Source organism: Leifsonia sp. T36S-04 (genome assembly GCF_042465655.1).
Taxonomy (GTDB): Bacteria; Actinomycetota; Actinomycetes; order Actinomycetales; family Microbacteriaceae; genus Leifsonia.
Window position 1 is genome coordinate 2,121,141 of record NZ_CP146286.1, and the last position, 25,888, is coordinate 2,147,028.

Genomic DNA, 25,888 nt, shown 5'->3' on the forward strand with positions numbered 1-25,888 from the left:
GTCCTCTACGGTACCCGAGATTCCGGAAGCCTGGAACGCCGGGTACCGTTCACAGCATGACCTCCCCTACCCGAGTCGCCGCCCGCGTGGAGCGCCAGCCTGCTGTCCGCGTGCTCGCACGGGTGGGTCTTGCCGCCATCGGCATCCTGCACATCCTCATCGGGATCATCGCCCTCGCCGTCGCGTTCGGCTCCGGCGGCAACGCCGACCAGTCCGGCGCCCTCCAGGCGCTGGTCGACGTGCCCGGCGGGTTGTTCGTCCTCTGGGCCGTGATCGTCGGGCTGATCTTCCTGTCGCTCTGGCAGATCCTCCAAGCGATCACCGCGCACAAGCCCGGGGAGAAGCTGATCGAAGTGGCCAAGTGCGTCGTCTACGCGGCGCTGGCAGCGATCGCCGTCTCCATCGCCGCCGGCGGCCACAAGAACGCGTCGTCGTCCGAGAAGTCCGCGTCCGGGCAACTTCTCGCGACGCCCGGAGGCGTCTGGCTCCTCGCCGCGATCGGCCTCGGAATCGTCGCCGCCGGCATCGTGTTCGTGTTCAACGGTGTGACGCACCGCTTCGAACGGGATCTGCGGCTGCCCCCGAACCGCTGGGCGACCATCACCACGACCCTGGGACGCGTCGGTTACGTCGCAAAAGGAATCGCCCTGGTGATCGTCGGCGGCCTCGTCATCTTCGGCGCGATCACTGCGGACCCCGAGAAGGCCGGCGGTCTGGACGGCAGCCTCAAGGCGCTGACGAAGGTGCCGTACGGTGTCGTCCTTCTCGTGCTCATCGCGCTCGGCCTGATCGCGTACGGCGCCTTCTGGTGCGTGCGCGCGTTCGCCTCCCGTCTCAAGGAGCAGTGAGGCCGAAGGCGACCTCCTACTGATCCGCGGCTCCGGCGAACTGCGCGTTGTACAACGAGTAGTACGCGCCGCCTCGGGCCAGCAGCTCGGAGTGCGTCCCCTGCTCGACGATCCGTCCCGCCTCCATCACCAGGATGAGGTCGGCGTCGCGGATGGTGGACAACCGGTGGGCGATGACGAACGACGTGCGATCCGCCCGCAGTGCGCTCATCGCCTTCTGCACCAGCACCTCCGTCCGGGTGTCGACGGACGACGTCGCCTCGTCGAGGATGAGGACGCTCGGCCGCGCGAGGAAGGCACGCGCGATGGTCAGCAGCTGCTTCTCACCCGCCGAGATGTTCGACCCCTCGTCGTCGAGCACGGTGTCGTAGCCGTCCGGGAGGGAGTGCACGAACCGGTCGACATACGTCGCGCGTGCGGCGTCGAGCACTTCCGCGTCGGTCGCATCCGGCCTCCCGTACAGGATGTTGTCGCGGATGGTGCCCTTGAAGAGCCAGGTGTCCTGCAGCACCATCCCCATCCGGCTGCGGAGGTCGTGCCTGCTCATCGTCGCGACATCCACGCCGTCGAGCGTGATGCGCCCGCCGTCCAGGTCGTAGAACCGCATCATCAGGTTGACCAGGGTCGTCTTGCCCGCACCGGTCGGACCGACGATGGCGACCGTCTGCCCCGGCTGCGCGACCAGCGACAGGTGCTCGATCAGCGGGGTGTCCTCGGTGTACCGGAACGACACGTCCTCGAACGCGAGCAGCCCCTTCGTCCCCTCCGGGCTCTCCGGCCGGCGCGGGTCGGCGGACTGCTCATCGGCATCCAGCAGCTCGAACACCCGCTCGGAACTGGCGACGCCGGACTGCAGCAGGTTGGCCATCGACCCCAGCTGGGTGAGCGGCTGCGTGAACTGCCGGGAGTACTGGATGAACGCCGTCACGTCGCCGAGCTGCATCGCCCCGGTCGCGACCTGCAGTCCTCCGACGACCGCGATCGCGACGTACATCAGGTTCCCGACGAACATCATCGCGGGCATGATGATGCCCGAGATGAACTGGGCGCCGAAACTCGCCCGGTACATCTCCTGGTTCTTCTCCCGGAACCGCGCCTCCACCTCGCGGTGCCGGCCGAACACCTTCACCAGCGAGTGGCCAGTGAAGGCCTCCTCGATCTGGCCGTTCAGCTCGCCGGTGTGTCGCCACTGAGCCACGAACAGCTTCTGGGAGCGCTTCGCGATGAGGGAGGTGATGACCAGCGTCAGCGGGATGGTGATCAGCGCGATCGCCGCCAGCAGCGGCGAGATCACGAACATCAGCACGATCACCCCGACCACCGTCAGGAGCGACGTGAGCAGCTGGCTCATCGTCTGCTGCAGGGACTGCGAGATGTTGTCGATGTCGTTGGTGACCCGGCTCAGAAGCTCACCGCGCTGCATCCCGTCGAAGTACTTCAGCGGCAGCCGGTGGAGCTTGTCCTCGACGTCGGCCCGCAGCCGATAGACCGTCCGCTGAGTGACCCCATTGAGCACGTAGGCCTGCAGATAGCTGAAGATCGAGGAGAGAACGTAGAGGGCGAGCACCCACAGCAGGATGTGTCCGACCGCGGTGAAGTCGATGCCCGCTCCCGGGGTGAACGTGGTTCCGGCCAGCAGATCGGCGTACTGGTCCTGCCCCGTCGCCCGGACCGCCGCGATGGCCTGTTCCTGGGTCATCCCCTTCGGGAACTGCAGCGACAGGGCGCCCGCGAAGACGAGGTTGATCGCGTTGCCGAGCAGCTTCGGCCCGAGCACCGCGAAGGCCACCGACACCACGGCGAGCGCGGTCACCGCGACGAGCGGCAGCCGTTCGGGGCGCAGCCGGCCGAGCAGGCGCTTGGCGCTGGGGCCGAAGTTCATCGACTTCTGGACGGGCATGCCGAAGCCCGCGAAGGGTCCGCCGCCGCCCGGGCCTCGGCGGATCGGGGGTCCTGCGGGTGGGGCCGGTGTCGTCGTCTTGTCGCTCATCCGGTCTCTCCTTACGCTGCATCCTGGGCGGCGAGCTGCGACGACACGATCTCCGCGTACGTCGGGTTGCTCTCCACGAGTTCGTCGTGCGTGCCTCGGCCCACCACGCGGCCGTCGTCGAGGACGATGATCTGGTCGGCATCCACGATGGTGGACACACGCTGGGCGACGACGATCATCGTCGCGTCGGCCACGTCCCGTGCGAGCGCGGCGCGCAGCCGCGCGTCGGTCGCGGTGTCGAGGGCCGAGAACGAGTCGTCGAAGACGTAGATCTCCGGCTTCCGCACCAGCGCCCGGGCGATCGCGAGGCGCTGACGCTGGCCGCCGGACACGTTCGTCCCGCCCTGCGCGATGTGCGCATCCAGGCCCTCCGGCATCTCGCGGACGAAGTCGGACGCCTGCGCCACCTCGAGCGCGTGCCAGAGCTCGTCGTCCGTCGCGTCGGGGTTGCCGTAGCGGAGGTTGGATGCGACCGTTCCCGAGAAGAGGTAGGGCCGTTGCGGCACGATCCCGATCCGCGACCAGAGGAGCTCGGGGTCGAGGTCGGCCACATCCACGCCGTCGACGAGCACGATGCCGCTCGTCGCGTCGAAGAGGCGCGGGATGAGGTTCACGAGCGTGGTCTTGCCTGCGCCCGTGCTCCCGATGACGGCGGTGGTCTTGCCGGCCTCCGCCGAGAAGGTGATGTCGGTGAGCACGGGATGCTCCGCGCCCGGATACGAGAAGCCGACATCGACGAATTCGACCGTTCCGCGGGCCGTCACCGCGGTGACGGGGTCGTCGGATGCGCGCACCGACGGCTCGGTGCCGAGCACCTCGCCGATCCGGTCAGCGCAGACGGCGGCGCGCGGAACGAGGACGGCCATCATCGTCGACATCATCACGCCCATCAGGATCTGCATCAGGTACTGCAGGAACGCCGTCAGCGTCCCCACCTGCAGCGAGCCGTCCTGAACGCGGAACGAGCCGAACCAGATCACCGCGACGCTCGACACGTTGAGCACCAGCATCACGATCGGGAACATCAGCGCGAACAGGCGGCCGGCCTTCAGCGCCGTCTCCGTGACCTCGTCGTTCGCCGTGCGGAAGCGGGTGGTCTCGACGTCCTCTCGCACGAACGCGCGCACGACCCGGATACCGCTGAGCTGCTCCCGGAGCACGCGGTTGACGCGGTCGATCCTGTCCTGCATGCGCCGGAACAGCGGCACCATGCGCGCGATGATGATGCTCACCGCGACCAGGAGGGTCGGGACGCTGACCGCGATCAGCCACGAGAGGTCGATGTCCTGCTGCATCGCGAGGACGATCCCGCCCACCGCGAGGATGGGAGCGGACACCAGCAGGGTGCACGTCATCATGACGAGCATCTGCACCTGCTGGACGTCGTTCGTGTTGCGGGTGATGAGCGACGGCGCGCCGAAGGAGGTCACCTCGCGCTCGGAGAACTCCCCCACCCGGCGGAAGATCGCCTCGCGCAGATCGCGGCCCACGAGCATCGCGACCTTGGCGCCGAAGTACACGGCGGTGATGGCGCACGCCACTTGCACCAGGGTGACGCCGAGCATCTCGGCGCCGACCGACAGGATGTAGCCGGTGTCTCCCTTGGCGATCCCGTTGTCGGTGATCTGCGCATTCAGCGTGGGCAGCCACAGCGAGAGCAGCGATTGGGCGAGCTGGAAGACGATCACCCCGATCAGCAGCGGCCAGTGCGGCCGGAGGAACCGGCCGAGAAGTCTCAGGAGCATGATGCCTCCGTCGCGGAAGTGGGATGTGGGGCGGTTGTGGTCGCGGACGTGGTCGGGCGCGAGACATGGGGGGACGTGCCGGCGACGCCGACCAGCACCATGCGCGCCAGGTCGTCGATGCTGAACTCGATGCCCTCATTGAGCGCGGGGAACGCCGCCGAGAAGCTGATCAGGCGGAGCACGTGCGCGACCCGCTCGGGCGGCCAGTTCAGCTCGCGCGCCTCGGGTTCGAGGATGCGGCCGATGATCCGCGCGAACTCCCCCCGCTCCTGCGGGACGGGCGGGCGCTGCGGCCCCGTCACCGCCATGATGCGCATGACACTGTGGAATCGCTCGCGCAGCAGGTAGAGGATGGCGCGCACCTTGTTCTCGAGCGGCAGCGCGGGGTCGATGCTCCGCAGGGCCTCACGCAGCGGCTCCGGGTCGAGGTACTTCTCGATGGCCGCCTGGACCAGCGTCTCCTTATCGCCGAAGGCGCGGAAGATCGTGCCCTCGGCGATATTCGCGGCGTCGGCGATCTGCCGGGAGGTGACGGCGCGGCCGTGCTCCAGCAGCAGCGGGATGACCGCATCGATGATCATCGCCTTGCGGTCGTCGGCCGACATCGGCTGGGCGCGTGTGCGCGGGGGTGCTTCGGCGTCGTCGATCACGCGGCGAGTTTACGCTGAGTGAGTGCTCACTCACAAGTGGATCTTTCAGTCGGTCGCGAAGATCTCCGAGATGGCTGCGACATCCTCTGCGCTGGGCGTCCACGCCGTTGCAGCCTCGGCGTTCGCGACGATCTGCTCCGGCTTCGTGGCACCCGCGATCACGCTGGTCAGACCGGGCTGCGCGAGCAGCCACGCGAATGTCGCCTGCAGCATGGTGACGCCGCGTTCGTCGCAGAAGGCCTGGAATCGGTCGATGCGGTCCCACGGCGCGTTGTCGAGCAGGTGCTTGCGCAGGGTCATGATGCGGCTGTCGGCCGGGCCGCCCTCGCGGCTGAACTTGCCCGTGAACAGGCCGTTGTAGAGCGGGAAGTACGGCAGGAAGCCGAGTCCGTAGCGGTTCGCGGCGGGCATGACCTCCCGCTCGGCGTCGCGCGCCAGGAGGCTGTACTCGTTCTGGGCGGAGATGAACTTCGGGTGACCGTGCAGCTCGGCCGTGAACTCCGCCTCGGCGATCTGCCAGCCGGTCAGGTTGGAGTGGCCGATGTAGCGGATCTTGCCCTCCGCGATGAGGTCGTCGAGCGTCTCGAGGGTCTCCTCGATCGGCGTGACCGCGTCGGGCTGGTGCAGCTGATAGAGGTCGATCCAGTCGGTCCGGAGGCGGCGTAGCGAGCTCTCCACGGCCAGCCGGATGTAGCGCCGGGATGCGCGCACTCCCCAGTCCGGACCATTGACGCCGGCCATGTCCATCCCGAACTTGGTGGCGAGCACGATCCGGTCGCGCTTGCCTTCGAGCGCGTTCCCCATCAGCGTCTCGGAGAGCCCGCGCTCCTTGCCGTAGATGTCGGCGGTGTCGAACAGAGTCACGCCGGCGTCGATCGCGGCTCCGATCACCGCGTCGGTCCCCTCCTGGGTCTCGGTCGCGGTGTCCTTCCGTCCGAAGTTGTTGCAGCCGAGACCGACCGTCGAGACGACGAGTCCGGAGCGGCCGAGGGTGCGGTATTCGATGTTCGCCATGCCTACGAGTCTAGGCACCGGGTCCGACGCCGGACGCCTCGGTAGACCTGTCCACAGGCAGCCCCCGCGGCGAGTTCTCCCCGATGTCTGATTCCCGCGAGTGCCCGTCGGCGGCGCGCTCTAGAGTCGACCCATGAGCAGTTCTTTCGCCTATCTCCTTCGCACCACGAGCCCCATCGGGCGGCTCGAGTTGACCAGTGACGGCACCGCCGTCACGTCGCTCTCGATCGAGCGCGCGGGTCACCTCCCGCTCGACGAGCATCCTGAGCGCAGCACGCCGGTCCTCGATGACGCTGCGGCCCAGCTCGACGAGTATTTCGCGGGCTCCCGGCGCTCGTTCGAGATCCCGGTGCGCCTGCAGGGCACTCCATTCCGGCAGGCCGTGTGGGAGCGACTGGCCGCCCTCGAATTCGGCACGTTCGTCTCATACGGCGAGCTCGGCGCCTCGCTCGGTCACGTCGGCTACGGGCGGGCGATCGGCGGCGCCGTCGGCGCCAACCCGGTTCCGATCATCGTCGGGTGCCACCGCGTGCTGTCCTCCAGTGGGCGCGTGACCGGGTACAGCGGCGGGGACGGCATCCCGACCAAGCTGTGGCTGCTGGAGCACGAAGGGATCCTGCTGGCCGCATGAGCGCGACGCCTGAAACACCGGACATGCGCGCCGCCGTCATCGTCGGCGACGATGGGATTCCCCGCTGCTCCTGGTCGGCAAGCGACCCGGAATACCGGCGCTACCACGACGAGGAGTGGGGAGTCCCGCAGCACGACCCTCGGGCGCTGTACGAAAAGCTCTGCCTCGAGGGCTTCCAGGCGGGTCTCGCGTGGATCACGATCCTGCGCCGGCGCCCGGCGCTCCGCGAGGTGTTCCACGGGTTCGAGCCGTCACTCGTCGCGGCGATGACCGAGGCGGACGTCGAGCGACTGCTGCAGGACGCCCGCATCATCCGTCACCGCGGCAAGATCGAGGCCACCATCTCGAACGCACGGGCGACGCTCGCGCTCGACGTCCCTCTCGAGGAATTGATGTGGAGTTTCGCCCCGGCGCCCGCGGCCAAGCGGCCACGGGCCTGGGGTGAGATTCCGGCGGTCACCGCCGAATCGACCGCCCTCAGCAAAGAACTGCGACGGCGGGGGTTCCGTTTCGTCGGACCGACCACGATGTACGCGTTGATGCAGGCGACGGGGATGGTCGACGACCACTTCGAAGGCTGCTTCCGCGCCTGATCGCCGCCTGGCGTGTTACCGAGAGAGTCGGGCCGACGGCGGAGGACTCCGACGCCGGATTCTCGCTGGTGAGGAAAAATGCCGCACGTGCCCGACCGCAGGCGGATTCTTGGTGCCTCACACTCCGACATGGAAACGGCGCTTGGGGATGAAGCGCCGGCCCCTGCACATCGGCCCGACTTGTTGAGGACGAAGGATCGCACTGCGTGCGCCCTCGCCTCGGATCAGTGATCCTCTCTCTTGTTCGTGAGCTTATCTCATTTTGCAGGACCGCACCACTGAGAGTTGGCGGTGAGTCGCGCGCCGATGTATCAGGCCCGAAGGGCCGCCATCAGCCGCCCGGGAGCGCCTCGCACCTCGGGGACGATCAGCTCGAGCGCGCGGGATCCGTCCCCGGCGGGACGAAGCTCGTAGCCCTCGTCACGCGCCCACGCCAGCAGCTCCGCTGTCGAGCCGAACGACGCTCCCGCCTCGAGGAGCGCCCGTGTCAGCAGGCCTTTCGCCTGCTTGTTGAAGTGATTGAGGGCGCGGACGTGGCCGCCGGCATCCCGGGCGAGCACCCGGACATAGTGGGCGCCGTCACGGTCGGGCAGCGGCGCGAGGGCGGCGTACCCCTCCGACCGCAGGTCGAGCAGCAGGTCGTCGCGCGCAGCCAAGGCGGAGGCCCCTGCGGCGGCCCAGCGCTTCTTGAGCGAGGGAGTCCCCCGCTTCGGCGACAGACGGGAGTCGAACGACAGCCGGTACGCCGGAACGAGGTCCGCGGCGCCGACGAGACCGAGCAGGGCCGACTGCACCGCCACCGTCTCACCGGCGACCGCCCACGCGGACTCCCCGAGCGATTCCGCATCGAGGGCGTCGTACAACACTCCGGTGTACCGCTCGAGCGCACGCATGGTGGGGGCGGAGGGGATCGCCCGGTTCCGTTCCACCTCGCCGGCCTGCTTCGGGCCGAGCCCCAGCGCCCGGACGGACGCGTCATGATCGGCGGACAGCGACACGACGGCATCCACGACCTCACGCCGGACGGCGTGCAGCGACGGGAACCGGAGGCGGTCCAGCGCGAGCGGCGACCCCGCTCCCCCGTCCCGCTTCGTCTCCGAGGGCGGGAGCAGGATGAGCACGCTAGTTCCCCACGAAGTCCAGTGCCGTGTCGACGTTCGAGCCCAGGGGGGCTGCGGTGTCGAGCGTGACGCGCGGAAGCGAGCCGCAGGCGCCCTTCCACTCGTCGTACTCGTCGACGCTCTGCTCCACCGCGTATGCGGCGACCAGGCCGGACCGTTTCGACAGGCGCTCCTCGTGGAGCGCAGGATCGGAGCACACGGTCTCGATGACCCGGAGCTTGACGTCGCAGCGCTCCGCCAGATCGCGCCACTGCAAGCGCGCCGGCTCGACCGCGTTGACGGCGTCCACGACGACGGAATGGCCGGAGAGCAGGACCTGCTCGGCCATGGTCTCTGCGACCAGATAAGCCGCGAGACCCGTCGGCTGGTCGGAATCGATCCCGGCACGGAGTACCGCGGCCTCGATCGGGTCCACCGAGATCACCGTCGCGCCCAGGCGCCCGGCGAGGATCTCCGCGAGCGTGGACTTCCCGGAACCGGGAAGCCCCGCCATCGCGACCAGCATCGGGACGCGGACGTCTCCGAAATGGCGCTCCAGCGGGGCTCCCGTGTTCTCAGGCATGTCAGACCAGTTCGGCCTGGCGGGCAACGATGGTGACCGTGTTGTTCTCGACGGAGAGGAAGCCGTCATCGGCCTGTGCCGAGATCGACTCCCCACCGTTCAGGGTCACGCGAACTTCGCCCTGCGCGAGGATGGCGAGAAGCGGCTCGTGGCCGGGCAGGATACCGATCTGCCCCTCCACGGTGCGCGCGACGACCATGCTCGCCTCACCCGACCAGACTTCGTGGTCGGCGGCGACGACGCTCACGGTGAGGACAGCCATGTCAGCCGTTCTCCTTCTGGATCTGCGCCCACTTCTCTTCCACGTCGGAGATGGCTCCGACGTTGAAGAACGCCTGCTCGGCGACGTGGTCGAACTCGCCCTTGGCGATGGCGTCGAACGACTCGATCGTCTCCTTCAGCGGAACCGTCGAACCCTCGACACCGGTGAACTTCTTCGCCATGTAGGTGTTCTGCGAGAGGAACTGCTGGATGCGGCGCGCACGCGACACCGTGATCTTGTCCTCTTCGGAGAGCTCGTCGACACCGAGGATGGCGATGATCTCCTGCAGCTCCTTGTTCTTCTGGAGGATCTGCTTGACCGTGGTGGCCACGCGGTAGTGGTCGGCGCCCAGGTAGCGGGGGTCGAGGATGCGCGAGGTCGAGGTCAGCGGGTCGACAGCCGGGTACAGGCCCTTCGACGCGATCTCACGGGAGAGCTCGGTCGTGGCGTCGAGGTGGGCGAACGTGGTCGCCGGCGCCGGGTCGGTGTAGTCGTCGGCCGGCACGTAGATCGCCTGGAGGGACGTGATCGAGTGACCGCGGGTCGAGGTGATGCGCTCCTGGAGCACACCCATCTCGTCGGCGAGGTTCGGCTGGTAACCCACGGCGGAGGGCATGCGGCCCAGCAGCGTGGAGACCTCGGAACCGGCCTGCGTGAAGCGGAAGATGTTGTCGATGAAGAGCAGCACGTCCTGCTTCTGAACGTCGCGGAAGTACTCCGCCATCGTCAGCGCGGACAGCGCGACGCGGAGACGCGTTCCCGGCGGCTCGTCCATCTGGCCGAAGACGAGCGCGGTCTTGTCGAAGACGCCCGCCTCCTCCATCTCGTGGATGAGGTCGTTGCCCTCACGGGTGCGCTCGCCGACACCGGCGAACACCGACACACCACCGTGGTCCTGCGCGACGCGCTGGATCATCTCCTGGATGAGGACGGTCTTGCCCACGCCCGCGCCGCCGAACAGGCCGATCTTGCCACCCTGCACGTACGGGGTCAGCAGGTCGATGACCTTGATGCCGGTCTCGAAGAGCTGGGTCTTCGACTCCAGCTGGTCGAACGCCGGCGGGTTGCGGTGGATCGGCCAGCGCTCGGTGATCTCCACCGTCTCGCCCGGCTCGCCGTTGAGGATGTCGCCGGTGACGTTGAAGACCTTGCCCTTGGTGACATCACCGACGGGGACGGAGATCGGGGCGCCGGTGTCGCGCACCTCGCCGCCGCGGACCAGGCCGTCGGTCGGCTTCAGCGCGATGGCACGGACCAGGTCGTCGCCGAGGTGCTGAGCGACCTCGAGCGTGATCTCGGTCGACTGCTCGCCGATCGTGATCGTGGTCTTGAGCGCGTTGTAGATGCCGGGGATCGCGTCGTGCGGGAACTCGATGTCGACAACCGGGCCCGTGACGCGCGCGATGCGCCCGACGCCCGGCTGCGCGGTCGAAGCCTGGGCTTCGGCGGTAGCGGTAGTCATGTTCGTTATCTCTCTCGTAGACGTTTTACTTGGCCGAGCTCAGCGCGTCCGCGCCGCCGACGATCTCGGAGATCTGCTGGGTGATCTCCGCCTGGCGGGCGTTGTTCGCGAGACGCGTGTAGTCGGTGATGAGCTTGTCGGCGTTGTCGCTCGCGGCCTTCATCGCCTTCTGCGTCGCCGCGTGCTTGGAGGCGGCCGACTGCAGCATCGCGTTGAAGATGCGGCTCTCGATGTAGACGGGCAGCAGCGAGTCGAGCACGGTCCCTACATCCGGCTCGAACTCGTACAGCGGCAGGACCTGCGTGCGGTCCGGCTCCTCCACGCCTTCGACGACCTCCAGGGGCAGCAGGCGGATGACCTGCGGCTCCTGGGTCAGCATGCTGACGAAGCGGTTGTAGATGATGTGGATCTCGTCGACGCCGCCGTCGGATGCGTCGCGCAGGAAGGACTCGAGGATCGCGTCCGCGACCTCCTTCGCCTGCTCGAACTCCGGGGCATCCGTGTTGCCGGTCCAGACCCGCTCGAACGCGCGGCGACGGAAGCCGAAGTAGCCCTGTGCCTTACGGCCGATGAGGAAGTACACGACCTCCTTGCCCTGGCTGCGCAGCAGTTCGGCGAGCTTCTCGGACTCCTTCAGCACGTTCGTGTTGAACGCACCTGCCAGACCGCGGTCCGACGAGAAGATGACGATCGCGGCGCGCTCGATCTTCTCCGGCTCGGTGGTCAGCACGTGATCGACGTTCGAGTAGGTCGCCACCGCCGACACCGCGCGCGTGATGGCGCGGGCATACGGCGAGCTGGCGGCGACCCGCGCCTGCGCCTTCTGGATGCGGGAGGCGGAGATCAGCTCCATCGCACGGGTGATCTTCTTGGTCGTCTGGGCAGACTTGATCTTCTGCCGGTAGACCCGAAGCTGTGCTCCCATGTCTTAAGTCCTCTTACCTATTCTCGTCGGCTCAGCGCTCAGCGCTTGGCCTTGACGATGCGCTCCTGGTCGACCTCGTCCTCGTCGATGGGCGTGAACTCCTCGCGTCCGACCGAAGCGAGGGGCTTGCCCTCACCGGTCTGGAACTCGAGCTTGAACGCGTCCACCGCAGAGCCGAGCTTCGAGACCGTGTCGTCGTCGAGGACGTTGGTCTCGCGCAGGGTGGTCAGGATGTCGGTGTTGCGGCGCAGGTGGTCGAGCAGCTCCTTCTCGAAGCGCAGGACGTCCTCCACGGCGACCTCGTCGAGCTTGCCGTTGGTGCCGGCCCAGATCGAGACGACCTGCTCCTCCACCGGGTACGGCGAGTACTGCGGCTGCTTGAGCAGCTCGGTGAGGCGCGCGCCACGGGCCAGCTGGCGACGGCTCGCCGCATCGAGGTCGGACGCGAACATCGCGAACGCCTCGAGCGAGCGGTACTGAGCCAGCTCGAGCTTGAGCGTGCCGGAGACCTTCTTGATCGACTTCACCTGCGCGTCGCCGCCGACTCGGGAGACCGAGATACCGACGTCGACCGCGGGACGCTGGTTCGCGTTGAAGAGGTCGGACTGCAGGAAGATCTGGCCGTCGGTGATCGAGATCACGTTGGTCGGGATGTACGCGGAGACGTCGTTCGCCTTCGTCTCGATGATCGGCAGACCGGTCATCGAACCGGCGCCCAGCTCGTCGGAGAGCTTGGCGCAACGCTCCAGCAGGCGGGAGTGCAGGTAGAAGACATCGCCCGGGTAGGCCTCGCGTCCCGGCGGACGACGGAGCAGCAGCGACACGGCGCGGTACGCCTCGGCCTGCTTCGACAGGTCGTCGAAGACGATGAGGACGTGCTTGCCGCCGTACATCCAGTGCTGGCCGATGGCCGAGCCGGTGTAGGGGGCGAGGTACTTGAAGCCGGCCGGGTCGGAGGCGGGGGCCGCGACGATGGTGGTGTACTCCATCGCTCCGGCGTCCTCGAGCGCGCCCTTCACGCCGGCGATCGTCGAGCCCTTCTGGCCGATCGCGACGTAGATGCAGCGGACCTGCTTGTTCTCGTCGCCCGACTCCCAGTTGGCCTTCTGGTTGATGATCGTGTCGATCGCGATGGCCGTCTTACCGGTCTGGCGGTCGCCGATGATGAGCTGGCGCTGGCCACGGCCGACCGGGATCATGGCGTCGATCGCCTTGATGCCCGTCTGGAGCGGCTCGTGCACCGACTTGCGCTGCATGACACCGGGTGCCTGGAGCTCGAGCTCGCGGCGGCCCTCGCTGGCGATCTCGCCGAGACCATCGATCGGGTTGCCGAGCGGGTCGACGACGCGGCCGAGGTAGCCGTCGCCGACGGGGACCGAGAGGACCTCGCCGGTGCGGGTCACCTCCATGCCCTCGACGATGTGGTCGAACTCGCCGAGCACGACGACGCCGATCTCGTTCTCGTCGAGATTCTGGGCGAGGCCCAGGGTACCGTCGGCGAAGCGGATGAGCTCGTTGGCCATCACGCTCGGGAGGCCCTCGACGTGCGCGATGCCGTCGGAGGCGTCCAGGACGTGTCCGATCTCGGTCGCCCCCGCGGTGGTCGGCTCGTAGTTGGTGACGAAATCCTTGAGCGCGTCGCGGATCTCGTCGGGGCTGATCTGAATATCTGCCATTGTGATTCCTATCTTGAGGCGGTCAGCCCGCCAGCTGAAGCCGGAGTTCGGTCAGGCGCGAAGCGATGCTTCCATCGATGACGTCGTCACCGATCTGTACGCGCAATCCACCGATGATCGAGGGGTCGACGACCTGGTTGATCCTGAGGTCGCCGTAAGTGGCGCTGAGCACCGAGCGCAGGCGCTCGGCCTGTGCGTCGGGCAGCGGGGTCGCGGCGTAGACCGTCGCGATCTTCTGGTCGTGCTGGGCCGCCACGATGCGCGCGGCTGCGCGCAGGGACTCGCGGATGCTGCGGCCGCGCGGCTGCTGGACGAGCTGCCGCACGATGGCGACCGTCTCCTTCGATGCCCGGCCGGCGAGCAGGCGCTCGACGAGGGCCGCCTTGGACTCGCTCGAGGCCAGCTTGCTCCGCAACGCGAGCTCGAGCTGCGCATCGGAGGTCACGGCGCCTCCGAAGACGAACAGCTCGGACACGATGTCCACGGTCCGCGGCGTCGAGGAGGCGATCGCGCGGATCCCCAGCTCTTCGATCGCGGCAAGCAGATCGTCGTGCGACGACCAGCGCTGCACGGCGATGACGTCGAGGAGAGCGACGGCCGGCTCCGAGAGCGATCCGAAGATGCGCTTCACGAGGGCGGCCTTCGCCTCCGCTGCGACCGTGGGGTCGCCGAGGACGGCTCGGAGCTGGGCGGAGTCGGCGACGACTCGTCCTGCGGCGAACAGGTCCTCGGCCGTCGCCAGATCGGCCTTGGATCCCTGGTCGGCGAGTGCCGACACGGACCGGGCCAATGCTTCTCTGGTGGCGCTTCCCATCAGTTGCCCGATCCTGCCTTCTGCTCTTCGGCCTCGAGGTCCGCAAGGAAGCGGTCGACGATCGCCTGGGCACGCTTGTCCTCGTCGAGGGCTTCGCGCACGACGGTCGACGCGAGGTCGATCGCGAGCGAGCCGACCTCGCTGCGCAGCTGGACGAGCGCCGTCTGGCGCTCCGCCTCGAGCTGCGCCTGGGCCTGTGCGGTGACACGGGCAGCTTCGGCCGCAGCGGCCTCGCGGGCCTCCGCGACGATCTTCTGACCGTCGGCACGAGCGGTCTCGCGGATCTTGCCGGCCTCGGCGCGCGCTTCGGCGAGCTGGGCGGTGTACTCCTCGAGCAGGGCCTCAGCCTTGCGCTGGGCCTCGTCGGCCTTCTCGATGTTGCCCTCGATCGCCTCTGCACGCTCGTCGAGCAGCTTCTTCATCCGCGGAAGCACGAGCCTCCAGAAGAAGAACAGGATGATGATGAAGCAGATCAGCGCACCGATGACATCCGGCCACTCGGGGATGATCGGGTTGTGTGACTGCTCCTCCGCCGCGGCGATGACCATACTGTTCAGCATGGTTCCTCCTTATTGAAGTGAGATAAAGAGGGACTAGACGAAGATGAAGCCGACGGCGATACCGATGAACGCGAGCGCCTCGGTGAACGCGATACCGATGTACATCAGGACCTGGAGACGGCCGGCCAGCTCGGGCTGACGGGCGACGCCCTCGATGGTCTTGCCGACGACGATACCGACGCCGATCGCCGGGCCGATGGCGGCGAGACCGTAACCGACGGTGGCGATGTTGCCGGAGATTGCAGCGATGTCCACTGTGTGTTTCCTTCCGTGATGGCGATCCGTGCGGGTGCGCGGATCGTTCTTAGTGTTCCTCGGCGACTGCGAGCTGGATGTAGACAGCGGTGAGCAGTGCGAAGACGTAGGCCTGGAGGAGTGCTACCAGGATTTCGAACAGGGTGAAGGCGAAGCCGAAGGCGAACGTGACCGCGCCGAAGAGCGACCACCAGCTGCCCGCGGTGAAGATGAAGAAGGACGTCGCCGTGAAGAACAGGACGAGGAGCAGGTGCCCGACGACCATGTTCATCAGAAGTCGGAGCGTCAGCGTGATCGGCCGCAGGATGAACGTCGAGATGAACTCGATCGGAGTCACCAGGATGTAGAGGAACCACGGCACGCCGGGCGGGAAGAGTGCGTTGCGGAAGAAGTTCTTGGGGCTCTTCTTGATGCCGGCGTAGATGAACGCGAAGTACGCGGAGACAGCCAGCACGAGCGGAACGCCGATCACCGAGGTGCCCGCGATGTTCAGGAACGGGATGATGCCCGTCAGGTTGAAGAACAGCGCCATGAAGAAGATGGTGGTGAGCAGGGGAAGCCAGCGACGGCCGTCCTTGCGGCCCAGCAGGTCTTCTGCGATGTTCACCCGGACGAAGTCAAGGCCCATCTCGACGACCGACTGGAAGCGCCCGGGGATGAGCTTCATGCGACGCGTGCCGAACCAGAACACGAGGAGCAGAACGAGGGTGGCGAACAGCCGGATGAAGAAGATTCGGTTGAACTCGAGGCCACCGATGGTGAACAGGGTCGGGGGGAAGAACTCGTTGATCGAGGGGCCATGGAAGCTTCCATCATCGGAGCTTGCGGCCTGGACCAGCAGGTTCACAGCGTTAGCTAACAGCGCTATCTCCTGTTTCGGGGCGTCGAGCTCATGGCTCTCGCGACGACGAACGGTGGGGCACCCTGGACTTCTCGCACGTCACGGGTGGTGGGCACGAACGGGTGGGGGATCGCTCACAACTCTACAAGAGTTTTCAGCCCATAACGAATTGGATACGGGTCAGCGCTTCCCACCCGGAAGGGTGACGTCACTGGCATAGGGCATGCGCGACCGGAAGATGACGATCATGTCGACCACCAGCGACCCGATCACCCCCGCGATGAGGCTGAGGAAGAGCACCGTCGGGTTGATCCAGGGCTGGCTGCGCAGCACGACCGCGAGCACCAGGAACAGCGCGAACTTGACGATCCAGCCGCCCAGCACGATGCCGAAGAACAGGCCGACGAAGAGGTCGGAGCCGATGAAGCGGTTGGCGATCAGGATGCTGAGCGCGGTGATCGAGAGGAAGACCGCGGCCATGGCCGTGCCGATCAGAGCGCTGGTGACGCCGATCCATCCCGCGAACAGTCCGCCGAGCAGCATGCCGACGATCGCGATGGCCCCGGCCAGGATGAGCCCGTACTTCAGGACGTCGCGGAGGACCGGGTTCGAGGTCGGTTGGGCGACGGGCCGCCCGGGGCCGGTGCCGTGCTGGTCTGTCATCGGGACTCCTCGGTGAGGGCGGGGGTGGTGGTGGTCGTATCGCGCTCGCTGGCGACATCGAGCTGGTCGAAGCGAGCGGTCTCGGCGGCCTCACGGCTGCCCGCGGGGGCGAGCTCGGCGACGGCCTCGTTCGCCTTCCGGCGGCTGAGCGGCGCGAGGGTGAAGGCGGTGCAGACGACCAGGCCGATGGCGACGAACACGATCGCCATCCAGTACGGGTCGAAGAAGAACAGCAGGCAGCCGATCGAGAGCACGGCCGTCCACGCGTAGAAGATGAGGACGGCGTGCAGGTGCGTGTGCCCCATGTCGAGCAGCCGGTGGTGCAGGTGCTTGCGGTCGGCGCTGAACGGCGACTTGCCGGCACGCAGGCGCCGGATGACCGCCAGCCCGAAGTCGAGCAGCGGCACGACGAGCACGGCGAACGGCAGGATGACGGGGATGAACGCGGGCACCAGCGACGACTTGCCGAGCGTCTGCAGCGCCTCCGGGTTGATCGTGCCCGTCACCGAGATGGCCGACGTGGCCATGAGCAGCCCGATCAGGAGCGCGCCGGCATCACCCATGAACATCTTCGCCGGGTGCCAGTTGAGCGGCAGGAACCCCGCGCACGCACCGACCAGGATGGCCGCGATCACGCCGGCCAGGCTGAAGTAGTTCTGCGGGCTGATCTCGCGCTGCAGCAGGTAGGTGTAGACGAGGAACGTGCCGTTGGCGATCAGGGCGACTCCGGCGACCAGGCCATCCAGCCCGTCGATGAAGTTGATGGCGTTCATGACCAGCACGATCGCGAACAGCGTGATGACGATCGACATCACCGGCGATCCCACGGTCAGGCCGCCGATCGGGAGCGAGTAGATCTGCACGCCGAGCCAGGCGACGAGTCCCGCGGCGACGAACTGCCCGGCGAGCTTCGTCATCCAGTCGAGGTCCCAGATGTCGTCGGCCACGCCGATCACGACGATGAGAAGGGATGCGCCCAGGATGGCGAGGATCGGCCCCTGATCCGAGAAGATGAGGCCCAGGACGCCGAACTGGCTCGACAGCAGCCATGAGACGCCGAAGGCGACCAGTATCCCGAGGAACATCGCCACGCCGCCGAGCCGAGGAGTCGGCCGGGTGTGCACGTCGCGTGCCCGGATCTTCGGGTAAAGCCGGTAGCGCATCGCGAGCTTGTAGACGACGAAGGACATCCCGAAGGTGATGACCGCCGAGATCAGGGCGAGGGCGAGGAGGAGGGTCACGGCTCAGGCGTCCGAGGGGACGGCGAGGGCGTCGCCGACGACCTCCCGCAGCTGCTCGAACGAGATGACGCCCTGGCGCAGGATGCGCAGGCCACCCGCTCCCGCGGCGAGCGCGGTCGCGTCGACGATCGTCGACGAGGAGTCCTTGCCCTCGACGCGCTCGTAGGCAGCACCTGCCTCTCCCCCGTCGAGGTAGACGGAGATCGAATCGCCGAGCATCGCCTCTGCTTCGGCTGCGGTGCGGGCTGCGGGGCGGCCGGTCAGGTTCGCAGACGACACCGCGAGCGGCCCGGTCTCCGACAGGAGCTCGAGCGCGATCGTGTCCTTCGGCATGCGGAGGGCGACGGTCCCCTTGGTCTCCCCCAGGTCCCACACCAGCGACGGCGAGGCCGGGAGCACGACGGTCAGGCCACCCGGCCAGAACGCCCTGACGAGGGCATCCACTTCGTCCGGCACGGTCTCGGCGAGCGCGGCCAGGGTCGGGATGCCGGGGACGAGCACGGGCGGCGGCGACTGGCGGCCGCGTCCCTTCGCGTCGAGGAGGCGCTGCACCGCCGCGGGGCTGAAGGCGTCGGCCGCGACCCCGTAGACGGTGTCGGTGGGGATGACGACGAGTTCGCCGCGACCGATCGCCGCCCGGGCGAGACGCATGCCGGTGAGCAGCTCGGAGTCGACCGAGCAGTCGTAGATGGTTGCCATGACGGGCTCAATGATAGCCGGGGAGCGGATGCCCAGACTGGGAGGACGATACTGGAGTCGATGGATGTCTACTTCTTCGACTGCGACAAGACGCTCTACGACTACGACTTCCACAAGCGGCTGCCCAAGCTCGCGGAGCTGGGGGGCGTGAGCCAGTACCGGCTCGCCTCGACGTGGTGGGCGGGCGGATTCGAGCGTGCGGCCGAGATCGGCGAGTACTCCACCAGCGAGGAGTACCTGGCCGCGTTCGCCGAGGTGACCCACGCCCGGCTGACTCTCGCCCAGTGGCAGGAGGCCCGCAAAGCCGCCATGACGCCCATCCCCGGTGCCATCGCGGCGCTGCACGAGGCGGCGACGCTCGGGACGGTGTCCCTGCTCTCGAACAACCCCATCCCGTTCAAGGATTCGTTGCCGGTGCTGACGCCCGAGATCGTCGACGTGCTCGGCGGCAACGACCTCGTGTCGGCGGTGCTCGGCGCCCGGAAGCCCGAGCGCCGCATCTACACGCGGGCACTCGGGCGGTTCGGCGTGAAGCCCGAGGACGCGATCCTGTTCGACGACTCCCTCCCGAATGTGGAGGGCGCCCGCGACGCCGGCATGCACGCCCACCACTTCACGAAGCGCCCCGACGGCACCTTCGACACCGACGCCATGGTCGACGCCCTCCACGCCTTCGCCGCCCGCTGACCCCACCATCGGTTCCTCACTTAATCCGCCGACGCGCCGTCGAAAGCCGGATTAATCGAGGAACCGATGATGGGGACAGGGGTCAGCGGCGGGCGGCGGAGCGGTTGAAGAGCCAGGCCGCCCAGACGTACGCGGCGGCGATGATCAGCGCGCACCAGCCGAGCGCCCACCACAGGTCGGCGCCGGGATCGCGGCCGAACAGGAAGGCGCGGATGGTCTCGATGATCGGCGTGATCGGCTGGTTCTCGGCCACCCACTGCAGCCAGGACGGCATGGTGTCCGTCGGAACGAACGCGCTGGACAGGTACGGCAGGAACAGCAGCGCGAAGCCGTAGCCGCTCGCCGCCGTCGGACTCTTCGCCGCGAGCCCGATCCCCGCATACAACCAGGTGATCGCGAGGATGAACAGCGCGACGACACCGAGCGCGCCCATCCACTGCAGCAGGTCGGCGGTCGGGCGGAACCCGACGAGCAGGGCGACGCCGATCACGACGCCGGTGGCGAGGAGGTTGCGCAGCAGGCTGGCGACGACGTGGCCGGTGATGACCCCGCGCGAGCGGAGCGGCATCGTGCGGAAGCGGTCCACGATGCCGTCGCTCATGTCGCGGGCCACGTCCACCGCGGTACTGGATGCGCCGAAACCAGCGCACAGGAGGATGATGCCGGGCACGACGTACTGCACGTAGCCGCCCTCGGCGTCCAGCGCTCCCCCGAACACGAAGGTGAACAGGAGCATGAGCATCACGGGCAGGACGACGGCCATCGTGAGCGCCTCGACGTCCCGCAGGGAGTGACGGATGCTGCGGCCGACGAAGACGCGCGCGCTGGCCAGCGGAGTGACGGAGCGCTCGGGACGGGTCGGCATGGCGCCGGTCGGGACATTCACGGCGGTCATCGGACAGCCTCCTTCTCGGTTTCCGGGGCGGGGGTGGATGCGGTGGCGGACGATTGCCCGGTCAGTGCCAGGAAAGCGTCGTCGAGCGACGGCTTGCGGATGCCGATGGAGCCGTCGGTCAGGCCGAGCGCGTCCAGCTCCCCGATCGCAGCGCGGAGCGCGCCGACGCTGCCGTCGGTCGGAAGTTCCCGGACGATCTCGCCGCGCGCGTCGCGGAGTTCGACGACCTCTCCCCCGACCTGGGCCTTGAGTTCGGCGGCCGTGCCCTCTGCGACGATGACGCCGCGGTCGAGGACGGCGACGCGGTCGGCGAGCTGGTCTGCCTCCTCCAGGTACTGGGTCGTGAGGAGGATGGTCGTCCCCCGGCGCGCGAGGTCGTGGATGATGTCCCACAGCGTCTGCCTACTGCGCGTGTCGAGGCCGGTGGTCGGCTCGTCGAGGAAGATGACGGGCGGGGTTGCGACCAGGCTGAGTGCCAGGTCGAGGCGCCGGCGCATCCCGCCGGAGTAGGTGGTGACGCGCTTGCGGGCCGCTTCGGTGAGGTCGAACCGGTCGATCAGTTCGGACGCCCGGCGTCTGGCCGCTGCCGCCGGGAATCCCGACAGGCGCGCCATCATCCGAAGGTTCTCCTCGCCCGTCAGCACGCCATCCACTGCGGCCGCCTGACCCGTGACGCTGATCGCGCGCCGGATGCCGTCGGGGTCGGTCGCGAGGTCATGGCCGGCCACGCGGACGGTGCCCTCGTCGGGGTGCACCAGCGTGGACAGGATGGTGATGAGCGTGGTCTTGCCCGCTCCGTTCGGTCCGAGCAGCGCGAACACACTGCCCGCCTCCACACGGAGGTCGATGCCGTCGAGGACGGTCTGCGTGCCGAAGGACTTGCGCACACCCGTCACCTGGATCGCTGGTCTCGTCATGGTGTCCGTCTCCTTCTGTGTGTGACGTAAACTGTTTATGCTGCATACAACGGTTTAAGTGATACACAGTTCTAGGATGAGTGTCAACACCCGCTCGAGAAAGGCGCCGGAGATGCCGGAAGACGTGGAGGAGGCGCTCCCGCGCGCCGTCGCCCTCAGCTGGGGCGTGGCCGAGCACCCGCAGCGCGGTCCGAAACGCGAGTTGAGCGTGGAACGCATCATCGACACTGCCATCGACCTCGCGGACGCAGAGGGCCTGGGCGCGGTGTCGATGAGCCGCATCGCGAACGAGCTGGGCTTCACGACGATGTCGCTGTACCGCTACGTCACCAGCAAGGACGACGTGCTCGCCCTCATGCAGGACGCCGTGTGCGAGCTGCCCATCCCGCCGGATGACGAGCTCGCCGGCGCGGGCTACGGCGAGCACGACTGGCGCGCAGGCCTCCGGCGCTGGTCGATGGCGACGATCGACGTGATGCGCGCGCATCCCTGGTTCCCCGACATCCCGATCAGCGGTATCCCGCTCATGCCCAACAACCTCGCGGTCCTCGACTGGGGGCTCCGCGAGATGCGCGGGCTCCCCCTGTCCGATCCGGAGAAGATGTCGACGGCGCTGCTGCTGTCGTCGTACGCCCGGGCCGTGGGAATCGTCGAGCGCGACGTCAACAGGTCGCGGCAGGCCGGCGGTCCGCCCGCGTACGGGGACGCATTCACGTCGGCCCTGGCCGAGCTGGTCACGCCGGAACGCTTCCCCGACCTGGCGCCGCTGGTGTCCTCTGGCACGTACGCGGACGCGGATGGCGGCGAGCAGGACGACTTCGCGTTCGGCTTGGAGCGCATCCTGGACGGGATCGAGCGCTACGTCGCCGCCAAGGGCGGCACGCTGCCCGCGCCGGCTCCCCAGCAGCCCGATCCCGCGCCCCGGGACAAGGCCGTCCGCGAGGCGGCCAAGGCGCGCCGCGAGGCCGAGTCGAAGCTGCGCGAGGCGCGCAAGCGCGAGCGCGAGGCGATCGCCCGCGCCCGCGAACGAGCCGCCCGCTGACCATCCCGCCCGTCCCGGCCCGGCCCGGAGCCGCCGAGCACAGGAAAGTTGTTGCGCTCGGCCGCTTGAGCCAACAATTTTCCTGTGCTCGGCGGCTGCGGGCTTCGGGTCAGATGTAGATGGCGGGGTCGAGCCAGTCGTCACCGGCGATCTGCTCGTGGCCCGAGCGGGGGCGCGGATGCGCTGGGACCCCGACGAGGAGGGAGTCGGGCGGGGCGTCCCGGGTGACGACCGCGTTCGCTCCGATCACCGAATGGGCGCCGATGGTGATGGCACCGAGCACCTTCGCGCCCGCCCCGACGACCACTCCGTCCTCGAGCGTGGGGTGCCGCTTGCCGTGGCCGCTCCCCCGCCCGCCCAGCGTCACGCCGTGGTACAGCATCACGTCGTCGCCGACCCACGTCGTCTCGCCGATCACCACGCCCATCCCGTGATCGATGAAGAAGCGCCGGCCGATGCGGGCGCCGGGGTGGATCTCGATGCCGGTGAAGAACCGCGTCAGCTGCGACAGGATGCGCGCGGGCGTGCGCAGGCCGGCCTGCCACATCCTGTGCGCCACCCGGTACGACCAGATCGCGTGCAGCCCGGAGTAGGCGACGGCGACCTCGAACCCGCTGCGCGCGGCCGGGTCGTGCCGGCGTGCGTTGCGGACGTCCTCGCGCGCCCCGAAGATCGGCACCCCGCTCAGTCCAGCAGGTCCGCCCAGAGGGGCGTGGAGATGTATCGCTCGCCGGTGTCGCACACGATCGCGACCACCGTCTTCCCCGCGTTCTCCGGACGCTTCGCCACCTGCAGGGCCGCCCACATGATCGCGCCGGAGGAGATGCCCGCCAGGATGCCCTCCTCGCTGGCCAGCTTCTTCGCGACGTCGAGCGCGTCGTCGAGGGTGACGTCCACGACCTCGTCGTAGACCGTGGTGTCGAGGATCTCGGGCACGAAGTTCGCGCCGATCCCCTGGATCTTGTGGGGGCCGGGCTTGCCTCCGTTCAGGATGGGCGAGTCGAGCGGCTCGACCGCCACGATCTGCACACCGGGCTTGCGCTCCTTCAGCACCTGTCCGACGCCGGTGATCGTCCCGCCGGTACCCACCCCGGCGACGAAGATGTCGACGCCGCCGTCGGTGTCGGCCCAGATCTCCTCGGCCGTCGTCGCGCGGTGGATGGCCGGGTTGGCCTCGTTCTCGAACTGACGCGCCCAGATGGCGTTCTCCGTGCTCTCCACGATCCGCTGGGCGATCTCGACCGCGCCGCGCATGCCATCGGCGCCGGGCGTCAGCTCGACCTGTGCGCCGAACGCGCGCATCAGCACGCGGCGCTCCTTGCTCGCCGTCTCCGGCATCGCCAGAATCACGTGGTACCCGCGCGCGGCGCCGACCATCGCGAGTGCGATGCCGGTGTTGCCGCTGGTGGCCTCGACGATCGTCCCGCCGGGACGCAAGGCGCCCGACTTCTCCGCCGCGTCGATGATCGCGACGCCGATGCGGTCCTTCACACTGCCCGCCGGGTTGGAGAACTCGAGCTTCGCCAGAACTGTGGCGTCGATTCCCTCGGCGAGCCGGTTCAGCCGTACGAGCGGCGTGCGACCGACGGTCTCGGTGACGTTGTCATAGATGTGTCCGGACATGCGCTTCTTCCTCAGGGATGGTGGCGGTGGATCGCGTCACCACTCTAGACGCCGGACCCCGAGGACGAGGACCCAGACGGACGGTAGGCTCGTCGGGCGATGACCCCCGAACCTCCCGCCCCCGCATCCCTCTCCGTCCGCTCCCTCCGGGACGAGGCCGTGGCCGCGCTCTCTCGCGCAGGCGTCCCCGATCCGGAGGTGGATGCCGAGCTGCTGATCGGGCACATCCTCGGCGAGAGCCGGGGCCGCGTCCAGGCCCTCGTGGTGATGGATGCGACGCTCACGGCGGACGACGCGGAACGGCTGAGCGCGCTGGTCGAGCGCCGGGCCGCCCGGGAGCCGCTGCAGCACATCACCGGCCGCGCGCCGTTCCGTTCGCTCGAACTTGCCGTCGGGCCGGGCGTCTTCGTCCCGCGCCCCGAGACGGAGCAGGTGGCCCAGTTCGCCATCGACGCGCTGCGCGCCGTCGCCTCCCCCGAACCGATCGCCGTCGATCTGGGGACCGGAAGCGGCGCGATCGCGCTGGCGCTGGCGACCGAGGTCCCGCACGCCCGCGTGTATGCCGTCGAGAACTCGCCGGAGGCGTTCATCTGGACCCGCCGGAACGTCGATGAGGTCGGCGCCACGAATCTGAGGCCGGTCTTCATCGACCTGGCCGAAGCGCTGCCGCAGCTGGACGGGACAGTCGACGTTGTCATCTCGAACCCGCCCTACGTGCCGGACGACGCCATCCCGCGCGACCCCGAGGTCCGGCTGCACGACCCGCACGCAGCGCTCTACGGCGGCCCTGACGGGCTGGATGTCGTGCGCACCATCTCGCGCGTGGCGCAGCGCTTGCTGCACCCCGGAGGCACCCTCGTGCTCGAGCACGGCGAGCTGCAGGGAGCCGCCATCCGCGCGATCCTGACGGCCGACGGCTGGCACGCCGCTGCCACCCACCGCGACCTCACCACCCGCGACCGGGCCACCACCGCCCTCCGCTGACCCCTCCCCACCATCGCTTCCTCGATTAATCCGGGCCACGACGGCGTGTCGGCGGATTAAGTGAGGAAGCGACGGAGGGGACGCGGGTTAGTCGTTGGCCAGGTCGGCCAGGCGGGACTCCTCGTCGGTCAGGATGTTGGATTCGATGACCGGGTCCAGGGCGCCGTTCATGACGGCGTCGAGGTTGTAGGCCTTATAGCCGGTGCGGTGGTCGGCGATCCGGTTCTCGGGGAAGTTGTACGTGCGAATGCGCTCGGAGCGGTCCATCGTCCGGATCTGCCCCTTGCGGAACACAGCGGCCTCGGCGTCCGCCTCCTCCTGCTGACGGGCGAGCAGCCGGGCGCGCAGCACGCGCATCCCCGCTTCGCGGTTCTGCAGCTGGCTCTTCTCGTTCTGCATCGACACGACGATGCCCGTCGGGACGTGGGTGATCCGCACCGCGGAGTCGGTCGTGTTGACCGACTGACCGCCGGGGCCCGACGACCGGAAGACGTCGATCTTGAGGTCGTTCGGGTTGATCTCCACCTCCTCGGGCTCGTCCACCTCCGGGAAGACGAGCACGCCGGCGGCGGACGTGTGGATGCGTCCCTGCGACTCGGTCGCGGGCACGCGCTGCACGCGGTGGACACCGCCCTCGTACTTGAGGTGGGCCCAGACGCCCTCGGCCGGGTCGCTCGAGTTGCCCTTGAACGCGACCTGCACATCCTTGATGCCGCCCAGGTCGCTCGAGGTCTGCTCGATGATCTCGGTCTTCCAGCGCTTCGAGTCGGCGTAGTGGAGGTACATCCGCAGCAGGTCGCCGGCGAACAGCGCGGACTCGGCGCCGCCCTCGCCCATCTTGATCTCCATGATGACGTCACGGCTGTCGTTGGGGTCCCGCGGGATGAGGAGGCGGCGCAACCGCTCTCCCGTCTCGGCGACACTCGCCTCGAGCCCCGGGATCTCGTCCGCGAACGCGGCGTCTTCCGTGGCCAGCTCGCGAGCCGCCTCCAGATCGTCCGACAGCTGCTTCCACTCGTTGTAGGAGGCGACGATGCGGGACAGCTCGGCGTAGCGGCGGTTGACCTTCTTGGAGCGCACGGGGTCGGCGTGCAGGTCGGGGTCCGACAGCTGGCGCTGCAGGTCGTCGTGCTCGGCGATGAGGGTGTTCACCGATTCGAACATGGGTCTCCTTCTGGGAGTTCTCGG

Annotated in this window: 28 protein-coding genes; 6 read left to right on the top strand and 22 right to left on the bottom strand. The window is 68.3% G+C overall.

The features are described from left to right. The first annotated feature begins 56 nt into the window (after window positions 1-56). The gene (locus P3F85_RS10325; protein ID WP_374007251.1) at window positions 57-848 is read left to right on the top strand and encodes a DUF1206 domain-containing protein; all 792 of its coding nucleotides are present in this window, start codon (window positions 57-59) and stop codon (window positions 846-848) included. A gap of 16 nt (window positions 849-864) precedes the next feature. On the opposite strand, the gene P3F85_RS10330 is transcribed toward P3F85_RS10325, so the two are convergent. The 4 genes from P3F85_RS10330 to P3F85_RS10345 are packed head-to-tail and all read right to left on the bottom strand — an operon-like array spanning window position 865 to window position 6,247. Next, entirely contained in the window at window positions 865-2,838 is a 1,974-nt protein-coding gene (locus P3F85_RS10330; protein WP_374007253.1) for an ABC transporter ATP-binding protein, read from the bottom strand. Window positions 2,839-2,849: 11 nt separating this feature from the next. Then, the gene (locus P3F85_RS10335; RefSeq protein WP_374007255.1) at window positions 2,850-4,583 is read right to left on the bottom strand and encodes an ABC transporter ATP-binding protein; all 1,734 of its coding nucleotides are present in this window, start codon (window positions 4,581-4,583) and stop codon (window positions 2,850-2,852) included. Then, the gene (locus tag P3F85_RS10340) at window positions 4,574-5,233 is read right to left on the bottom strand and encodes a TetR/AcrR family transcriptional regulator (RefSeq protein ID WP_374007256.1); all 660 of its coding nucleotides are present in this window, start codon (window positions 5,231-5,233) and stop codon (window positions 4,574-4,576) included. The genes P3F85_RS10335 and P3F85_RS10340 overlap by 10 nt, the downstream gene beginning before the upstream one ends. A 45-nt stretch (window positions 5,234-5,278) precedes the next feature. Then, window positions 5,279-6,247 carry an aldo/keto reductase gene (locus P3F85_RS10345; RefSeq protein ID WP_374007257.1) on the bottom strand — a complete coding sequence of 323 codons (969 nt, stop codon included), beginning with the start codon at window positions 6,245-6,247 and terminating at the stop codon, window positions 5,279-5,281. A 133-nt stretch (window positions 6,248-6,380) separates the two neighbouring features. Between P3F85_RS10345 and P3F85_RS10350 the strand changes: the two genes are divergently transcribed. Both P3F85_RS10350 and P3F85_RS10355 read left to right on the top strand, forming a co-directional pair. Beyond that, on the top strand, window positions 6,381-6,878 hold the full coding sequence (locus tag P3F85_RS10350; RefSeq protein ID WP_374007259.1) for a methylated-DNA--[protein]-cysteine S-methyltransferase: 498 nt from the start codon (window positions 6,381-6,383) through the stop codon (window positions 6,876-6,878). Further along, window positions 6,875-7,471: a DNA-3-methyladenine glycosylase I gene (locus P3F85_RS10355; protein ID WP_374007260.1), complete on the top strand. Its 597-nt coding sequence runs from the start codon at window positions 6,875-6,877 to the stop codon at window positions 7,469-7,471. The genes P3F85_RS10350 and P3F85_RS10355 overlap by 4 nt, the downstream gene beginning before the upstream one ends. A gap of 311 nt (window positions 7,472-7,782) precedes the next feature. Here the strand turns inward: P3F85_RS10355 and P3F85_RS10360 are convergent, their stop codons facing one another. The 13 genes from P3F85_RS10360 to P3F85_RS10420 form a co-directional block, all read right to left on the bottom strand. After that, window positions 7,783-8,592: a YaaA family protein gene (locus tag P3F85_RS10360; protein WP_374007262.1), complete on the bottom strand. Its 810-nt coding sequence runs from the start codon at window positions 8,590-8,592 to the stop codon at window positions 7,783-7,785. A 1-nt stretch (window position 8,593) separates the two neighbouring features. Beyond that, window positions 8,594-9,154, bottom strand: coding sequence for an AAA family ATPase (locus P3F85_RS10365; protein WP_374007264.1), 561 nt, complete (start codon window positions 9,152-9,154; stop codon window positions 8,594-8,596). A 1-nt stretch (window position 9,155) separates the two neighbouring features. Continuing rightward, entirely contained in the window at window positions 9,156-9,416 is a 261-nt protein-coding gene (locus P3F85_RS10370) for a F0F1 ATP synthase subunit epsilon (protein ID WP_374007266.1), read from the bottom strand. 1 nt (window position 9,417) lies between these two features. Beyond that, a complete protein-coding gene (atpD, locus tag P3F85_RS10375) occupies window positions 9,418-10,878 on the bottom strand; it encodes a F0F1 ATP synthase subunit beta (RefSeq protein WP_374007268.1) in 1,461 nt (486 codons plus the stop codon). 25 nt (window positions 10,879-10,903) lie between these two features. Further along, a complete protein-coding gene (locus tag P3F85_RS10380; RefSeq protein WP_374007269.1) occupies window positions 10,904-11,803 on the bottom strand; it encodes a F0F1 ATP synthase subunit gamma in 900 nt (299 codons plus the stop codon). A gap of 38 nt (window positions 11,804-11,841) precedes the next feature. Continuing rightward, complete coding sequence (gene atpA / locus P3F85_RS10385; protein ID WP_374007271.1) at window positions 11,842-13,479, bottom strand: F0F1 ATP synthase subunit alpha; 1,638 nt, start codon at window positions 13,477-13,479, stop codon at window positions 11,842-11,844. 22 nt (window positions 13,480-13,501) lie between these two features. Then, window positions 13,502-14,293 (bottom strand): F0F1 ATP synthase subunit delta, encoded by a 792-nt coding sequence (locus P3F85_RS10390; RefSeq protein ID WP_374007272.1) that lies wholly within the window; start codon window positions 14,291-14,293, stop codon window positions 13,502-13,504. Then, on the bottom strand, window positions 14,293-14,853 hold the full coding sequence (locus P3F85_RS10395; RefSeq protein WP_374007273.1) for a F0F1 ATP synthase subunit B: 561 nt from the start codon (window positions 14,851-14,853) through the stop codon (window positions 14,293-14,295). The genes P3F85_RS10390 and P3F85_RS10395 overlap by 1 nt, the downstream gene beginning before the upstream one ends. Before the next feature lie 33 nt (window positions 14,854-14,886). Next, window positions 14,887-15,108, bottom strand: a complete 222-nt coding sequence (gene atpE, locus P3F85_RS10400; protein ID WP_163290842.1) for a F0F1 ATP synthase subunit C — start codon at window positions 15,106-15,108, stop codon at window positions 14,887-14,889. A gap of 49 nt (window positions 15,109-15,157) precedes the next feature. After that, window positions 15,158-15,955, bottom strand: a complete 798-nt coding sequence (gene atpB / locus P3F85_RS10405; RefSeq protein ID WP_374007275.1) for a F0F1 ATP synthase subunit A — start codon at window positions 15,953-15,955, stop codon at window positions 15,158-15,160. A gap of 174 nt (window positions 15,956-16,129) precedes the next feature. Then, window positions 16,130-16,612 carry a hypothetical protein gene (locus tag P3F85_RS10410; RefSeq protein ID WP_374007276.1) on the bottom strand — a complete coding sequence of 161 codons (483 nt, stop codon included), beginning with the start codon at window positions 16,610-16,612 and terminating at the stop codon, window positions 16,130-16,132. Then, a complete protein-coding gene (locus tag P3F85_RS10415) occupies window positions 16,609-17,853 on the bottom strand; it encodes an MraY family glycosyltransferase (RefSeq protein ID WP_374007278.1) in 1,245 nt (414 codons plus the stop codon). Before P3F85_RS10415 ends, P3F85_RS10410 begins: the two co-directional genes overlap by 4 nt. A 3-nt stretch (window positions 17,854-17,856) precedes the next feature. Then, the gene (locus P3F85_RS10420) at window positions 17,857-18,552 is read right to left on the bottom strand and encodes an L-threonylcarbamoyladenylate synthase (RefSeq protein WP_374007280.1); all 696 of its coding nucleotides are present in this window, start codon (window positions 18,550-18,552) and stop codon (window positions 17,857-17,859) included. A gap of 60 nt (window positions 18,553-18,612) precedes the next feature. Here P3F85_RS10420 and P3F85_RS10425 point away from each other — a divergent pair, with 60 nt between their 5' ends. Further along, complete coding sequence (locus tag P3F85_RS10425) at window positions 18,613-19,239, top strand: HAD family hydrolase (RefSeq protein ID WP_374007282.1); 627 nt, start codon at window positions 18,613-18,615, stop codon at window positions 19,237-19,239. Window positions 19,240-19,321: 82 nt separating this feature from the next. Here the strand turns inward: P3F85_RS10425 and P3F85_RS10430 are convergent, their stop codons facing one another. Beyond that, entirely contained in the window at window positions 19,322-20,134 is an 813-nt protein-coding gene (locus P3F85_RS10430; RefSeq protein ID WP_374007284.1) for an ABC transporter permease, read from the bottom strand. After that, window positions 20,131-21,051 carry an ATP-binding cassette domain-containing protein gene (locus P3F85_RS10435; RefSeq protein ID WP_374007286.1) on the bottom strand — a complete coding sequence of 307 codons (921 nt, stop codon included), beginning with the start codon at window positions 21,049-21,051 and terminating at the stop codon, window positions 20,131-20,133. The genes P3F85_RS10430 and P3F85_RS10435 overlap by 4 nt, the downstream gene beginning before the upstream one ends. Before the next feature lie 112 nt (window positions 21,052-21,163). Here P3F85_RS10435 and P3F85_RS10440 point away from each other — a divergent pair, with 112 nt between their 5' ends. Next, a complete protein-coding gene (locus P3F85_RS10440; protein ID WP_374007288.1) occupies window positions 21,164-22,093 on the top strand; it encodes a TetR/AcrR family transcriptional regulator in 930 nt (309 codons plus the stop codon). Between the two features lie 109 nt (window positions 22,094-22,202). Here the strand turns inward: P3F85_RS10440 and epsC are convergent, their stop codons facing one another. Together epsC and cysK are read right to left on the bottom strand one after the other, a co-directional pair. Continuing rightward, entirely contained in the window at window positions 22,203-22,772 is a 570-nt protein-coding gene (gene epsC, locus P3F85_RS10445) for a serine O-acetyltransferase EpsC (protein ID WP_374007290.1), read from the bottom strand. A gap of 5 nt (window positions 22,773-22,777) precedes the next feature. Then, complete coding sequence (cysK, locus tag P3F85_RS10450) at window positions 22,778-23,716, bottom strand: cysteine synthase A (protein ID WP_374007292.1); 939 nt, start codon at window positions 23,714-23,716, stop codon at window positions 22,778-22,780. 99 nt (window positions 23,717-23,815) lie between these two features. Here cysK and prmC point away from each other — a divergent pair, with 99 nt between their 5' ends. Then, on the top strand, window positions 23,816-24,700 hold the full coding sequence (gene prmC, locus P3F85_RS10455) for a peptide chain release factor N(5)-glutamine methyltransferase (protein ID WP_374007293.1): 885 nt from the start codon (window positions 23,816-23,818) through the stop codon (window positions 24,698-24,700). Between the two features lie 87 nt (window positions 24,701-24,787). On the opposite strand, the gene prfA is transcribed toward prmC, so the two are convergent. Then, window positions 24,788-25,864, bottom strand: a complete 1,077-nt coding sequence (gene prfA / locus P3F85_RS10460) for a peptide chain release factor 1 (RefSeq protein WP_374007295.1) — start codon at window positions 25,862-25,864, stop codon at window positions 24,788-24,790. Between the last annotated feature and the right edge of the window lie 24 nt (window positions 25,865-25,888).